Here is a 16,446-nt window from a genome sequence, read left to right on the forward strand (position 1 = left end):
CGGCGACGAATTCGGCGATGGTGGCGGCGAGAGCGTGCTCGCGCACCGGCCGCGGGGTCAGATCGACGGCGACCGCGTCGGCGTCGAGCACATCCTGGATCGGCCCGGCCGCACTATCCGGGTAGCGCGTGCGCAGCGCCTCGTGCCGGTCGAGCACATCGCTGATCGCGGCGGTGAGCGCGCTGAGATCCAGTGCGCCGGTGAGCCGCAGCGCGGCGGGCACGTGGTATGCGGAGGAGTCCGGGTTCAGCCGGCTGACCACCCACATGCGTTGCTGCGCGGGCGACAGCCGAGCCGGACCGGTCGCGGTGCGAGGTGCCAGCGGCGGGCGCGCGGGCCCGTTCGACGACTCCAGCGCGGCGGCCAGCCCCGCCACTGTCGGCGCCTCGAACACGGCCGCGACCGGCACCTGCCTGCCGAGTGCGGCGCCGAGCCGTGCGGTGAGCCGGGTCGCCATGAGCGAATTGCCGCCGAGGGCGAAGAAGTCATCGTCCGCGCCGACGGCGGTCGCGCCGATGATCTCGGCGAACGTGCGCGCGACGAGCCGTTCCAGCTCGCCCGCCGGCTCCCGGAATGCGGCCTCGGTGAACACCGGTTCGGGCAGCCGCGCCCGGTCGACCTTGCCGTTGACGTTCAGCGGCAGCGCATCGAGCACCATGATCGCCGACGGCACCATGTACGCAGGCAACTCGGCGGCCAAGGCCGACCGCAAACGATCCGCCGCCTCAGAATCAGCCTGTGGCACAGCCACATACGCGATCAGCCGGTCGCCGGAATGTTCAGCGCGTCGCGCCACGGCAACCGCCGCCCGCACCTGCGGATCACGCCGCAGCGCCGCCTCGATCTCGCCCAGCTCGATCCGGAACCCACCGACCTGCACCTGGAAATCCGCGCGCTCGACATATTCGAGATTCCCATCGGCCAGCCTGCGCACGATATCGCCGGTCCGGTACATCCGCGTGCCGGAGCCGTGCGGATCGGCGACGAACCGGTCCGCGGTCAGCCCGGGACGGCCGTGGTAGCCGCGCGCGAGTTGCGCGCCGGACAGGTACAGCTCACCGGCCACCCCGATCGGCACCGGCCGCAACCGCGTGTCGAGAACGTGCACGCCGCTGTTCCACACCGGACGCCCGATCGGCACCGTCTGCGACGGCTCGTCCACCGGGTACGCGGTGATCGACACCGCCGCCTCGGTCGGCCCGTAGAGGTTGTACAGGCGCGCCTCCACCTCGGCCGGCCCCGGCACCGCGCACACCGCGAACTCGGCAACCGTGGCCGCGGGCAGCGCCTCACCGATCGCGAGCACGTGGCGCAGCGACGCAGGCAGTGGCTGACCACCCGCCACCAGCATCCCGATCAGGGACGGCACCGCGTGCAGCACCGTGACGTCGTGTTCGGCGATGAGCTCGCGCAACCGGTCCGGATCGCGTTCGCTGCCCGGCGCGGTGATGACGAGCGTGCCGCCGGTCGTCAACGGCGACCACAGTTCCCACACCGACAGGTCGAAGGTGGCGGGGGTTTTGAGCAGGGCACGGTTGTCGCGACCGAGACCGAAATACCGGCGCAGCCAGATCAACTGATTCACTACGGCGGCGTGCGGGACGGTGACGCCCTTCGGCAGGCCGGTCGAGCCGGACGTGAAGATGACGTACGCCGGATGTTCGGGCCGCAGCGGACGAATGCGCTCGCCGTCGCGGATGGGCCCGGCGGCGGCGTGGAGGGCGAGCCGGTCGATCTCCAGCACCGGCACATCGGTGGTGATCGGCACACCGTCGGCGGCCGTGGTCAGCACGCACACCGGCGCGGCGGTCGCGACGATATGGCGGATGCGGTCGACCGGATGATCGGGGTCGATCGGCACATACGCACCGCCCGCGCGCACCACCGCGTACATCGCCAGCACCAACTCCACCGAGCGGCGCATGGCCAGCACGACCGTGGTCTCGGGGCCGACGCCCTGGGCGATGAGGGTGCGGGCCAGGCGGTTCACCCGCGCATCGACCTCGCCGTAGGACAGCCGCGCGCCGCCGACCGCGTCGATGAGGGCGGTCCGATCGGTATCAGTGGCCGCGAAGACCGAGAGCTCGGCCAGCGTCACGGCGGGCACCGGATAGGCGGTCTCGTTCCAGCGGGCCAGACGCGCGTGGTCCGCGTCGTCGAGGAGATCGATCTCGCCGACGGGCAGATCCGGGTGGGCCGCGACCGTCGTCAGGACGCGGTGGAGCTGGTCGAGGATGCGTTCGGCGGTGCCGGATTCGAACAGGTCGGTGGCGTAGCCGAGGGTCAGCTCGATACCCGCTGCGGCACCGTCGGTGGTGTACTGGTCGACCGCGAACAGGTGCAGATCGAATTGCGCTGTACCACTGTCGAACTCGATCGCCTCGATATCGACCCCGGGCAGGCGGAGTTCGCCGCGTTCGTGGTTCTGGAACGAATAGCCGACCTGGAACAGCGGTTGCCGCGCGGTGGAGCGGCGCGGATTCAGCACCTCGACCAGCCGCTCGAACGGGACGTCCGCGTGCGAGAGCGCGGCCAGATCGGTTTCGCGGGCGCGGGTGAGCAGGGCGTCGAACGGTTCGGCGCCGTCTACCGCGGTGCGCAATACCAGGGTGTTGACGAACATGCCGATGACGTCGTCGAGTTCGGCGGCACCGCGCCCGGCGACCGGGGTGCCGACCGCGATATCGCCGGTCCCGGACAGCCGGGCCAGTAGTGCGGCGAAGGCGGCGTGCACCACCATGAACAGGGTCGCGCCGTTGCGGCGGCCGAGCGCGGTGAGCGCGGCGTGCAGCTCGGCGTCGACGGTGCGGGCGATCTTCGCGCCGCGCAGGCTCTGCTTGGCCGGGCGCGGACGGTCGGTGGGCAGGGCCAGCTGATCGGGTAGCCCGGCCAGGTTGTCGCGCCAGAAGGTGAGCTGCCGGGCCGCGAGCGATGCGGGATCGTCCTCGGCGCCGAGCAGCCGGTGCTGCCACAGCGCGTAGTCGGCGTACTGCACCGCGGGCGGATTCCAGCACGGCGCGCACTCCTCGAGCCGCGCGGTGTACGCCGTCATCAGGTCGCGCACGAACGGCGCGATGGAGGAACCGTCGGCCGCGATGTGATGCAGCACCGCCGCGAAGACGACCGCGGTGTCCGACAGCCGCAGCAGCCGCATCCGCACCGGGATCTCGGCGGTGATGTCGAAGGTGGTCTCGGCCAGCTCCCGGATCCGCGCCGGCAGCTCGGCCTCGGTGACCGGCTCCGGCTCGAGCACCGGGATCGCTTGGGCGGCAGGGATGATCAGCTGCTCGGCAGTGCCATCGACCTCCGGGTAGCGGGTGCGCAGCGATTCGTGCCTGCCGATCACATCAGCGACGGCGGACCGCAGCGCGGCGAGATCGAGCGCACCGGTCAGTCGCAGCGCCAGCGGAATGTTGTAGGCCGTCGAGGCGCGGTCGAAGCGGTTGAGGAACCACATGCGCTGCTGCGCGGGCGAGAGCGGTAGTCGCGCCGGACGCGCACCGGCGATCAGCGGCGGACGGCTCGGCTCGCTCGCATCGGCCCCGGCCACCACGGCCAGCTCGGCCACCCGCGGATGCTCGAACAGCGCCCGCACCCCGACCGTCCGGCCGAACGCCGCCCCGATCCGCGCCGCCGCCTTCGCCGCCAGCAGCGAGCTGCCACCCAGATCGAAGAAGTCGTCATCGGCACCGACCCGATGCCCGCCACCGTTGCCCAGCCCGAGCACCTCGGCGAACACCCCGGCCACGATCTCCTCGGCAGGGGTGGACGGCTTGCGATACACCGTGCCCTCGAACACCGGTGCCGGCAGCGCGGCCCGATCCAGCTTTCCGTTGACCGTCAACGGAATCCGCTCGACCCGCACGATCGCCGCGGGCACCATATGCTCCGGCAGCCGGCGAGCCAGGCCCTGCCGCAGTGCGGTCAGATCGACGGCACCCGGAGCGACCAGGTACGCGACGATTCGCGGCTCATCGGCCAGGTCACTGCGCACCACGACTGCCGCCTCCCGGACCGCCGACGCCACATCACCCAGCGCCGCCGCCTCGTCCAGCAGCGCCGCTTCGATCTCACCCAGCTCGATCCGGAACCCGCGCAGGTTCACCTGCTGGTCGGCGCGGCCGAGGTATTCCAGCTCGCCGTCGGGGGTCCAGCGGGCCAGGTCGCCGGAGCGGTAGGCCAGGGAGCCGTCGTCGGCGTAGGGGTCGGCGACGAAGCGGGCGGCGGTGAGGGCGGGGCGGCCGAGGTAGCCGCGGGCCAATTGACCGCCGGAGACGTAGATTTCGCCGGGCACACCCACCGGGACCGGGCGTAGTCGATCATCGAGCACCCGCACCACCAGCCCGGGCAGCGCCCCGCCGATGACGCTGGCCGACCCCGTGCCCGCCTCGATCGGCCGGTAGGACACGTGCACCGTGGTCTCGGTGATGCCGTACATGTTCACCAGCCGCGGGGTGCGGTGGTAGCGGGCGAACCAGCCACTCAGCCGCTGCGGTTCCAGGGCTTCACCGCCGAAGATCACGTAGCGCAGCGCGAGGTCGTCGCGGGCGGGTTCGGCCAGGTCGGCGGCAGCGAGCTGATAGAACGCCGACGGGGTCTGGTTCAGCACTGTCACGCCCTCGGCGGCCAGCAACTCACGGAACTGCTGCGGCGAGCGCGAGGTGTAGTAGTCGACCACGACGAGCGTGCCGCCGTGCAGCAGCGCACCCCACAGCTCCCACACCGAGAAGTCGAAGGCGTAGGAGTGGAACAGCGTCCACACGTCCGAGGGCCCGAATTCGAAGTGGCGCTGGGTGTTGTCGAGCAGGCGCAGCACATTGCGGTGCGGGACGACGACGCCCTTGGGCCGTCCGGTGGAGCCGGAGGTGTAGATGACGTACGCCGTGGCGGCCGGGTCGAGCGGCGCGCGCCGGTCGGCGTCGATTATCGGCGCGCAGACCCGCTGACCGGCATTGTCCGGATCGGCGGGATCGGTGAGATCGACGTCGATGACGGGTCCGCCGAACCAGCCGCGCGCGAGTTCGGTCGCCGCGCTGCTGATCGCGCACACGGGACGGGCATCGTCGAGGACGTATTCGATCCGGTCCGCCGGATACGCCGGGTCGATCGGCAGATACCCGCCGCCGGCCTTGACCACCGCCAGCAGCGCCACCACCAGCTGCGCCGACCGCGGCAGCGCCACCGCCACCAGCGTTTCCGGCCCCACCCCGGCCGCGATCAGCCGCCGCGCCAGCCGGTTGGACCACTCGTCGAGCTCGGCGTAGGTCAGCGTGCGATGGTCCGCGCGCACCGCAACCGCGTTCGGATCGAGGGCGGCGGCACGAGCGAACCGGTCGGCGAGGGTGCCGTGGGTGGCGCGATCGTCGCCGGTGACCGACCATTCGTAGAGCGCGCGCTGCTGTTCCTCGGCGGAGAGCACCTGGATATCGCCGACGACCACCGTCGCATCGGCGGCGACCGCGGCGAGCACCTGCGTGAAGCGGCGCCCGAGCACCGCGACGGATTCCGCGTCGAAAAGATCGGTGGCGTAGGTGATATCGATATCCATGCCATCGGCGCGGCCGTCCGGATCGGATTCGCGAACGGTGAATTGCAGATCGAATTTCGCCGCGCCGGCGTCGAATTCCACCGGCCGGACGGTCAGCTCGGGCAATTCCAGTGCGGGCAGGGTGAAGTTCTGGAACGTCAGCGCCACCTGGAACAGCGGATGACGATTGCGGGCGCGAGCCGGCGCGACCAGATCGACCACCTGATCGAAGGGCACCTCGGCGTGCGAAAGCGCGTCCAGATCGGCGGCCCGCACCTGGTCGAGGACGGTTTCGAACCGCTGCCTGGTGTCGATATGACTGCGCAGCACCAGCGTGTTGACGAACATGCCGACCAACTGGTCCAGCTCGGCCGCACCCCGTCCGGCGACCGGCGTACCGATGGCGATATCGGCGCTGCCGGACAGCCGCGACAGCAGCACCGCCAGCGCCGCGTGCATGGTGCCGAACAGCGTGGTCTCCCGCTTGCGGGCGAGTTCGCGCAGCTCGCTGTGCAGTTCGGCGTCGATGTGCAGCCGGAAGGTCGCACCGCGCTGGGTGGCGACGGCGGGACGCGGCCGATCGGTGGGCAGTTCCAGCTGCTCGGGCAGACCGTCGAGGGTGCGGCGCCAGTGCTCGAGCGCGCGCCGATGCTGCTCGGACGCGGCGAGCTCGTGCTGCCAGAGCGCGTAGTCGGCGTACTGCACCGGCAGCTCGTCCCACTCGGGCGCGCGGCCGTCACGACGAGCGGTGTAGGCCGTCATCAGATCGCGGGCCAGCGGGCCGAGCGAGAAACCGTCAGCGCTGATGTGATGCAGGACCAGGGCCAGCACGTGGTCGGTGGGTTCGATGGTGAACAGGGCCGCGCGGAGCGGGGTTTCGATGGTGAGATCGAATGGTTGGGCTGCGAGGGCGGCGAGGCGGTGCGGTAGTTCGCTCGCGGTGACGGTCTCGGTGCGCAGCAGTGGGGCGGCAAATGCCGTGTCCGCGACCGTCACGGCGTGCGTGGCCGGCAGGATGCGCTGCGCGGGGCCGTCGGTGCCGTCGGGGTAAACCGTGCGCAGCGTTTCGTGACGTCCGACCAGATCGGCGATCGCCGCGGCCAGGGCCTCGCGATCCAGCTCGCCGGTCAGCCGCAAGGCCACCGGGATGTTGTCGACGGCGTCCCCGACACCAGCGTCCTCGCTCAGGAACCGGTTGAGGAACCACATGCGCTGCTGCGCGGGCGACAGCGGAATCCGGGCCGGGCGCTCCCGGCGCACGAGCGCGTGCCCGGTCCGGGTGCCGCGCCGCGACAGGGCGCGGGCGGCGAACGCGGCGACGGTGGGCGCGTCGAACAGCTCCCGCACACCCAGCTCGGCGTCGAGGGCGGTGGCGACGCGGGCGACCACCTGGGTCGCGTTCAGCGAGTTGCCGCCGAGGGCGAAGAAATCGTCATCGAGGCCGGCTCGCTCGATCCCGAGCACCGCGGCGAAGGTGTCGGCGACGAGCTGTTCGGCGGCGGTGGCCGGCGCCCGGAAGACGGCCGCCTCGTGGATCGGTGCGGGCAGCGCGCCGCGATCCAGCTTGCCGGAGGCGTTGACCGGGAACTCGTCCAGCACCACGAACGCGGACGGACGCATGTAGGACGGAAGGCGCTCGGCCAGAGCCGATTTCACTGTGTCGAGGTCGATATCGTGACCGGGTTCGGCGAGCAGGTAACCGACCAGCTGATCGCCCACGGTGGTGTCGCGCAGCAGGACCGCCGAGCGGGCGACGCCGTCGAGCTCGTCCAGCGCGGCCTCGATCTCGCCGAGCTCGATGCGCAGACCACGCAGCTTCACCTGGAAATCGGTGCGACCCAGGTACTCCAGTTCGCCGTCGGCATTCCACGCCACCAGGTCGCCGGTGCGGTACATGCGCTCGGAAGTACCGAACGGGTTGGCGACGAAACGATCCGCCGTGAGATCCGGACGGCCGACGTAGCCGCGGGCCAGCTGCGCACCGGCCAGATACAGCTCACCCGCGACACCGGCCGGGACCGGGTTCAGCCGGGCGTCGAGCACGTACACCTGCGTGTTGAATACCGGCGCACCGATCGGCACCGACGCGGTGTCGGCCTCGGTCACCTCGTGGAACGTGACGTCGACCGCGGCCTCCGTCGGCCCGTACAGGTTGTGCAGCGCAGCACCGGTCAGCTCGCGCAGCCGGTGCGCGGGCGCGGCGGGAAGCGCCTCACCGGAAGCGAACACCATCCGCAGCGACTCGCCACGGCCCGGCACCGCCAGCGCCGGCGAGCTGATGAACGCGGCCAGCATGGACGGTACGAAATGCGCCACGGTGACGGTCTCGGCATCGATCACCTCGGCCAGATACGCCGGATCGCGGTGGCCGTCAGGCGCGGCCAGCACCAGCCGCGCCCCGATCTGCAAGGGCCAGAACAACTCCCACACCGACACGTCGAAGGTAAACGGCGTCTTCTGCAACACCGTGTCGGCACAATTCAGCTGATAGGCCGCCTGCATCCACGCCAACCGGTTCACAATCGCCGCATGGGTCACGGCCACACCCTTGGGCCGGCCCGTCGAACCCGAGGTGAAGATGACGTAGGCCGCGTGCGCGTCGGTGAGCGGACCGAGGCGGTCGGCATCGGTCAGCGGGGCGTCGGAGTAGTCGGAGGTGTCGAACTGGTCGACGTCGAGCACCGCCCACAGCCGCGCACCGTCACCCTCGGATACGGGCAGATCCAGCCCGTCGGTCGACCGCGTGAGCACGCACACCGGCCGCGCCGTCCGCAGCACGTGGCCGATGCGTTCGGCCGGATGCTCCGGATCCACCGGCACATACGCCCCACCGGCGGTGATCACCGCATACATCGCGACCACCTGATCCAGCGACCGCGGCATCGCCACCGCCACCGTGCTGTCGGGCCGCACCCCGATCGAGATCAGCAGGCGTGCCAGGCGATTCACACGGCTCGCGAACTCCGCATAGCTCAGGTTCGCGAAGGTCTGCGATGTGGAACGGTGGACGGCGGCCTGCACCGCATCATGGGCGGTGTCCACGGGATACGCGAGCGCTACGGCGTGCGGAGTCCGTGCAGCCTGCGCCTCGAACAGCGAGACCAGCGTCTCCCCGGCAGGGACCTCGGCCGCGGTCGCGTTCCAGGTGTCGAGCACCCGCGCACGCTCGGCGGGGCTCATCATTTCGAGATCACCCACCGGACGCTGCGGGTCCGCGAGTGCCGCGTCCAGCAGCAACCGCAGGCGGTCGGCGAAGGCGGCGATGGTGGCGGCGTCGAACAGGTCGGTAGCGTACTCGAAGGCGGCCTCGAGCCCGGCCGGTTCCTCACCGTCGACGGTTTCGGTGATCGTCAGGTGCAGGTCGAATTTCGCGGTCCCGGTATCGAGGTCGAGCCGGGAGGCTGTCACGCCTGCCAGTTCCAGGCTGGTCGTCGCGGTGTTCTGCACATCCAGCATCACCTGGAACAGCGGGTGACGGGCCGCCGAACGCGGCGGGTCGAGCACCTCCACCAGCCGCTCGAACGGCACGTCGGCGTGGGCGAAGGCGCGCAGATCGGTGTCGCGGACCGCGGCGAGCAGGTCGGCGAAACCTCGGTCGGCGCGCACCTGGGAACGGAGCACCAGCGTGTTGACGAACATGCCGACCAGCTCGTCGAGCGCCTGCTCCCCGCGTCCGGCGACGGGCGTGCCGAGGGCGATATCGGTGCGGCCGGTCAACCGCGACAGCAGCGCCGCGAACGCGGTGTGCACGACCATGAACAGCGACGCGTTCGCCTGCCGCGCCAGATCGCGCATGCCCCGATGAGTGGCGGCGTCGATGGTGAACGCATGACGGGCGCCGCGACCCGACGCGACGGCCGGGCGCGGGCGATCGGCCGGCAGGTCCAGCACATCGGGCAACTGCGCCAACTCCGCCGACCAGAACCGGATCTGTTCGGCGAGCAGCGAATCCGGATCGTCCTCGGCGCCGAGCAGTTCGCGCTGCCACAGCGTGTAATCGGCGTACTGCACCGGCAGCGGCGCCCAGTCCGGCGCGGTGGCGGCACTGCGGGCGGCGTAGGCGAGCATGAGGTCGCGGGTGAGCGGAGCGATGGACCAGCCGTCGGCGCTGATGTGGTGCATCGACACGACCAGGACGTGGTCGTCGGCGGCGAGCCGCAGCAGGGTGATGCGGACCGGCGGTTCCCGGTCTACCCGGAACGAGGTGGCGGCTTCGGCACGGATCCGCTCATCGAGCCGATCGCGCTCGATGTCGTCGACCCGCACGCTTCCGGCCGCCTCGACAGGCAGAACCTGCTGGCAGGCGATGCCATCGACCGCCGGGTAGACCGTGCGCAGCGATTCGTGCCGCTCGATGACGTCGCCCACCGCGGCGCGGAAAGCGTCCTGGTCCAGCATCCCGGTCAACCGGACCGCGGCGGTGAGATTGTCGGCGACCGAATCGGCGTCGAACTGATTGAGGAACCACATGCGCTGCTGCGCGTACGACAGCGGCACCGGCTCGGGCCGCTCCCGCGCGACCAGAGCGGGCCGCGCCCGGCCGCCCTCGGCCTCGCTCAGCCGGGCGGCCAGCGCGCCGACCGTCGGGTGTTCGAACAGCATCCGCACCGGCACGTCGGCGTCGAGCAGGGCGGCGATGCGGGCCGCGATCTGGGTGGCGACCAGCGAGTTCCCGCCGAGCGCAAAGAAATCGTCGTCGAGACCGACCCGGTCGACGCCGAGCACCTGCGCGAAGATCTCCGCCACCGTCCGCTCGGCCCGGCTGACGGGCGCGCGGAAGGTCGCGGCGGTCAGTTCCGGATCGGGCAGCGCCTTGCGGTCGAGCTTGCCGGAGCTGGTCAGCGGCATGGCGTCGAGGCGGACGTAAGCGCCCGGGACCATGTACGAGGGCAGCACGTCGCGCAGCCGGGCATCGAGGGCGGGCACCGGGTCCGGGCCACTGGCCACCACATACCCCACCAGCAGTTCACCGGCGGTGTGCCGGTAGACCCGCACGGCAGCGGCCTGCACCTCGGGGCACGCGCTCAGTGCCGCCTCGATTTCACCGAGTTCGATGCGCTGGCCGCGCAGCTTGACCTGGAAATCACTGCGGCCCAGGTATTCCAGCTCGCCGGCCCGGTTGCGCAGCACCAGGTCACCGGTCCGGTACATCCGTGCGTCGGCCGGACCGTAGGGGTTGGCGACGAAACGGGCCGCGCTCAGATCCGTGCGGCCGTGATACCCGCGCGCCACCTGCACACCGGACAGGTACAGCTCGCCCACGACCATGTCGGGTACCGGCCGCAGCCGGGCATCGAGCACCAGTGCCTGACTGCCCGCGACCGGACGTCCGATCGGCACCGGCCCGCTCGCCTGCGGCGATACCGGCGCGTGCGTGGCGTGCACGGTGAATTCGGTCGGCCCGTAGAGGTTGTGCAGCGCAGCCGGGCTCACCGCGGCGAACGCCGAGGCCGCCGCGCCGGTCATGGCCTCACCGGCGACCAGCACCGTGCGCAGGGACGACAGTGATTCGGCGGGTGCGGTGTCGGCGAAGACCTTCAGCATGGATGGCACGAACGACGTCATCGTCACCCGGTGCGCCGCGATCGTCGCGGCCAAGTAGCCGGCATCGCGGTGGCCGCCGGGTTCGGCGACGACCAGCCGCGCCCCCACCGCCGTCGGCGCGAACAGCTCCCACACCGAGACATCAAAGGTGGCGGGCGTCTTGAACAGGATCACATCGTCGGCGGTGATGTCGTATTCGGCGGTGATCCAATCGATCTGGTTGATCACCGATGCGTGCTGTACGGCGACACCCTTGGGGCGCCCGGTGGAGCCGGAGGTGAAGATGACGTAGGCGGTGTGCGACGACCGCAGGGGCGCGAGCCGCTCGGCATCGGTGACCGGCGCGGGCGAGTAGCCGGCGAGCTCGTCATCGACTGCCAGCACGGGCACGCCGTCGATCGCCCAGTCGTCACCCGACCGGACCAGCACGCACACCGGCCGCGCGGTCTCCAGCACCTGCCCGATTCGCGCGGCGGGCTGCTCGGGGTCGAGCGGAACGTACCCGCCGCCCGCGGTCAGCACGGCGTACGCGGCGATCACGAACTCGGCCGAGCGCGGCATTCCCAGCGCGACAAGTGTTTCCGGTCCGACACCGGCGGCGATGAGGCGCCGCGCCAGCCGGTTGACCCGCGCGGCGAGTTCGCCGTAGGTCAGCTGCCGGTCGCCGTCGATGAGGCACACGGCCTGGGGCGTGCGCTGCCCGTGATAGGCGAAGGCGTCGAGCAAAGCCGGTTCGCCTACCGCCCTGGGACTCGGCTGGTGTGTATGCGGGGCGGGGCGGCTGTCGGCATCGGCCGACACAGCGGCGGCGACAGTGCCCCCCGCGCCGGTATCGGCATCGGCATCGGCGACAGTTCCGAGAGCGTCCAGCAGATCGGGGAATCCGTTGCGCGGCCGGTCAACAGCCTCGTTCGTTGCTGTCCGCACCTCGGCGGCAGCGGTTTCCGGCATCTGCCCAGCCCGGAGGCCGGCGATCGCCCGCCGCTTCGGCCGCAGATTCGTCGCGTCGCCCAGCTCGAGTACCCGCCGCTGACCGGCGTGGTCCAGCAACGGCAGATCCGCGACAACGTCGTCGGCTTGCTCGGTGATCGCCCGCAGCACACGCAGCAGCAGACGCGCGTATTCCGCGATGGTTTTCGCGTCGAAAAGATCTGTCGCGTAGGTGAATTCGGCGGGCACCCCGGTCGGCGCCGGACCTTCCCTGTGTCCGGCCCCGCCGAGGTGATCGGTGACCGTGAGTTGTAGATCGAACTTGGTCACCCCGGTGTCCAGGGTACTGGTCCGTGCCGCGATACCGGGGAGTTCGAAGCTGATGTCGCCCGTGTTGTCGAAGGCGAGCAGTACTTGGAACAGCGGGTGGCGGGCTTGCGACCGTGGCGGGTTGATGGCCTCGACCAACTGCTCGAAGGGCAGTTCCGCGTGCGCGAAGGCCGCCAGATCGGCCGCCTTGACCTGAGCGAGCAGCTGATCGACGGTGCCGGTGGGGTCGACGGTGACGCGCAGCGGCAGGGTGTTGACGAACATGCCGATGAGGTCGTCGAGCGCGCGGTCGCCGCGACCGGCGACGGGGGTGCCGATCACGATGTCGTCGGTGCCACCCAGCCGCGACAGCAGCGCCGCGAACCCGGCGTGCACCAGCATGAAGCTCGATACCTGGTGTGCCCGTGCGGTTTCGGTGATCGCGATGTACAGCTCGGCCGGGATCTCGAAGCGGTGGGTCGCGCCGCGCGCGGAGGCGACGGCCGGGCGCGGCCGGTCGGTGGGGAGTTCGAGCAGATCCGGTGCGCCCGCCAGGGCGGTGGTCCAGAACTCCAGCTGACGTCCCAGCGGCGCGGCCGGGTCGGTGGCCGAACCGAGCAGTTCACGCTGCCACATGCTGTAGTCGGCGTACTGCACCGTCAGCGGTGCCATCGCCGGTGCAGCGCCGTCCCGCCGGGCGGTGTAGGCGCTCATCACATCGCGGGCCAGCACGCGCAGCGAAAGACCGTCCGCCGCGATGTGATGGGCGACGACGGCCAGCGCCACGCTGTTGTCGTCCACCTCGAAAATGCGCGCCCGGAACGGGGTCTCGCGTTCCAGATCGAATCCGGCGGCCGCGAACGTCGCCAGCTCACAATCCAACTCGGCAGCGCCGATCGCTTCGGCCCGCACCACGAACTGCGCGGGTTCGAGCACCACCTGATGGGCAGCCGACCCGGCCGCATCCACACCGGGCGGGGTCGCCGGGAAGACCGTGCGCAGCACCTCGTGCCGTTCCACCAGGTCGGCCAGGGCGGCAGCGAGCGCGGGCACGTCCACCGCTCCGCGCAGCCGCACCACGAACGGCATGTTGTAGCCGGCGCTCGCGTCCTCGAACCGGTTGAGGAACCAGATCCGCTGCTGCGCCGGCGACAGCGGCACGAACTCCGGTCGCGGCCGCGCGTACAGCGGTGCGAGGGCACCGGAATCGCCGCGCTGCTCGATCAGCTCGGCCAGCCCCGCCACCGTGGACGCGGCGAACAGCTCGCGCACACCGAGCCGGCAGCCGAGGTCGGCGCCCAGCCGGGCCGCCACCTGCGTCGCGATCAGGCTGTTGCCGCCGAGGGCGAAGAAATCGTCGTCGCGGCCGATCCGCTGCTGCCCGAGCAGCTCGGCGAACACACCCGCCACCGCACGCTCCACCGGAGTGGCGGGTTCGGAGTACACCACGGTCCCGCGCTGCGGTGCCGGCAAGGCGGCCCGATCCAATTTGCCGGAGGCGTTCACCGGCAGCGCGTCGAGCACCACATACGCGGCGGGCACCATGTAGCCGGGCAGCGCCCGCGCCGCCGCGGCACGCAGCTGCTCCGCGGTCACCGTGTCCGGTTCGGCCTCCACCACGTAGGCCACCAGCTGTTCGCCGAGGCCGTGATCGTCGCGCACCACGACCACCGCCCGCACCACCGAGTCCACCGTGGCCAGCACGGTCTCGATCTCGCCCGGTTCGATCCGCAGCCCGCGCAGCTTCACCTGGAAATCGGTGCGGCCCAGGTACTCGAGTTCACCGTTGGTGGTCCAGCGCACCAGGTCGCCGGTGCGGTACATCCGCTCCCCCGGCTCGGCTCCGTACGGGTGCGCCACGAAGCGGCCCGCCGACAGGCCGGGCGCCCCGGCATATCCCCGGGCGAGCTGTACCCCCGACAGATACAGCTCACCCGGCGCCCCGACCGGTACCGGACGCAGCCGCGAATCGAGCACGTGCAGCCTGGTGTTGCTCACCGGTGCTCCGATCGGCACCGAAACGGTATCGGCGTCGGTCACCTCGTGGAAGGTGACGTCCACCGCCGCTTCGGTCGGACCGTACAGGTTGTGCAGCCGGGCGCCGGTCAGCACCCGTAGCCGCTGGGCGAGCGAGGCGGGTAGCGCCTCGCCGGAAGCGAACACCGTGCGCAGCGAGGTCCGGGCACCCATGTCCTGGTGCGCCAGGAAGACCTCGAGCATCGACGGCACGAAATGTGCGGTGGTGACGCCGTATTCGGCGATCACCGCGCGCAGGTAGGCGGGATCGCGGTGCCCGTCCGGCTGGGCCAGCACCAGCGTGGCACCGATGTGCAGCGGCCAGAAGAACTCCCACACCGACACGTCGAAGGTCGCGGGTGTCTTCTGCAGCACCACATCGGCCGGGGTGAGCCGGTAGGCGTTCTGCATCCACACCAGCCGGTTGACGATGGCGGCATGCGAGACCACCACGCCCTTGGGTTTGCCGGTGGAGCCGGAGGTGAAGATCACATAGGCCGGGTGGGCCGGGCGCAGCGGGGTGCGGCGTTCCCGATCCCAGATGGGGCCGCCGGGTCCGTCGTCGCTCAGGTCATCGAGATCGAGGACCGTGGCATCGGCCAGATCCGGCCGGGCACCGGCGGTGAGCACACAGGCCGGCCGAGCCGTCGCCACGATGTGTGCGGTGCGATCGGCAGGATGATCCGGATCCAGCGGCACATACGCCGCCCCGGCCGCGATCACCGCGTACATCGCGACCACCAATTCCGGTGACCGCCGGATATGCAACGCCACCAGCGACTCCGGCCCGGCACCGCGGGCGATCAACGCCCGGGCCAGCCGGTTGACGCGGGCGGCCAGCTCTGAATAAGTCAGATCGGGGGCTCCGGCGAACCGCAGTGCGACCGCGTCCGGGGTGCGCGCGACCTGCGCCTCGAACATCGACACCAGCGTCGCGCGGGGATCGACCGGATGATCGGTGGCATTCCAGATCTTGGTGCTGACCTCCAACTCCAGCTCAGTGGCCACCTCGACGCCGGACAGCGGCGTGTCCAGATCGGTGGCGAGCAGTCGATCGAGGTAGCCGATGAAGCGGGCGTGGTGGCGGGCGAGGTCGTCGGCGGCGTAGAGGTTCGGGTTGGCCTCGAAGTCGACGTGCACCCGGTCGCGTTCGCCGTAGTAGACGTTGAGGCTCAGATCCTCCACCGGGCCGGTGGACAGCACGTGGTACTGCCCGGCCGCGGTGCCGAGGGTGAGATCGCTGCGGAAGAGCATGATGTTGGCCAGCGGGCCGAACAGCGCGCGCCGGGCCGGGCGACCGTCGTGTTCGGCGTCGCGGCGGATGTCCTCGGCGCGGTAGCGCTGATGCCGGAGCGCGCCCGCGACCTCCACCCGCGTCGCGCGCAGCAGCTCACCCCAGCTGACGCCGGTCGACAGCCGCAGCGGCACGATATTGGACAGCATGCCCGCCGACCGCCGCATCACCGCGGTGGTGCGGGCGGTCACCGGCAGGCTGAGCACGGCATCGTCGCGGTCGGTGAGGCGGCCGAGATAGGCGGCGAAGGCGGCGAGCAGCACCACCGCGGGTGTCGAATCCTGGCTCGCGGCGAGGGTGTTCATCCGCTCGGTGAGCGCCTCGGGCAGCGGACGGCCCGCGATCAGATTGGCCGCCGCGCGCGGTGCGGTGCGGCCGTCGAGGCTCGTGGGTGCGTCGAGTCCGGCGACGCGCTCGGCCCAGTGCGCGCGATCGGTGGCGAACCGGGAGCTGTCGCGGTAGGCGTGCTCACCGTCCACCAGCGTCGCCAGCGGGGCGGGAGCGACCGTTTCGGGTTCCCGCCCCAGTACCCGCGCGGTGTAGCGCTCGGCCACCCGCATGGTGTTGGTCAGGGCACCGAACCCGTCCAGAATGATGTGATGCGCGCGCAGATACCAGAAGTATCGGTCGGCCTCGACCCGTAGCAGCGCCCCCGCGAAGAGTTGATCGTGCAGCAGATCCACCGGCGCGCTGGCCTCGGTGCGCATCCATTCCTGCGCCGCGGCAACGGGATCGGGATAGGACCGCACATCGATCAGCGGAATATCGACCGTGCCGTCGCGGTCGACCCACTGGTAGGGCACGCCGTCGGCTTCGCCGATGCGGA

Annotated in this window: 1 protein-coding gene (cut by a window edge); it reads right to left on the reverse strand. The window is 70.9% G+C overall.

The genetic code is table 11. The features are described from left to right. Positions 1–16,423: the 5' portion of a non-ribosomal peptide synthase/polyketide synthase gene (locus tag RJ05_RS22070; RefSeq protein WP_444547122.1), read on the reverse strand. It extends 1,589 nt beyond the left edge of the window; the window shows 16,423 of its 18,012 coding nt (coding positions 1–16,423); the start codon lies at positions 16,421–16,423; the stop codon falls past the left edge of the window. Positions 16,424–16,446: the final 23 nt, after the last annotated feature.

This window comes from Nocardia cyriacigeorgica NBRC 100375 (genome assembly GCF_000308555.1).
Taxonomy (GTDB): Bacteria; Actinomycetota; Actinomycetes; order Mycobacteriales; family Mycobacteriaceae; genus Nocardia; species Nocardia cyriacigeorgica.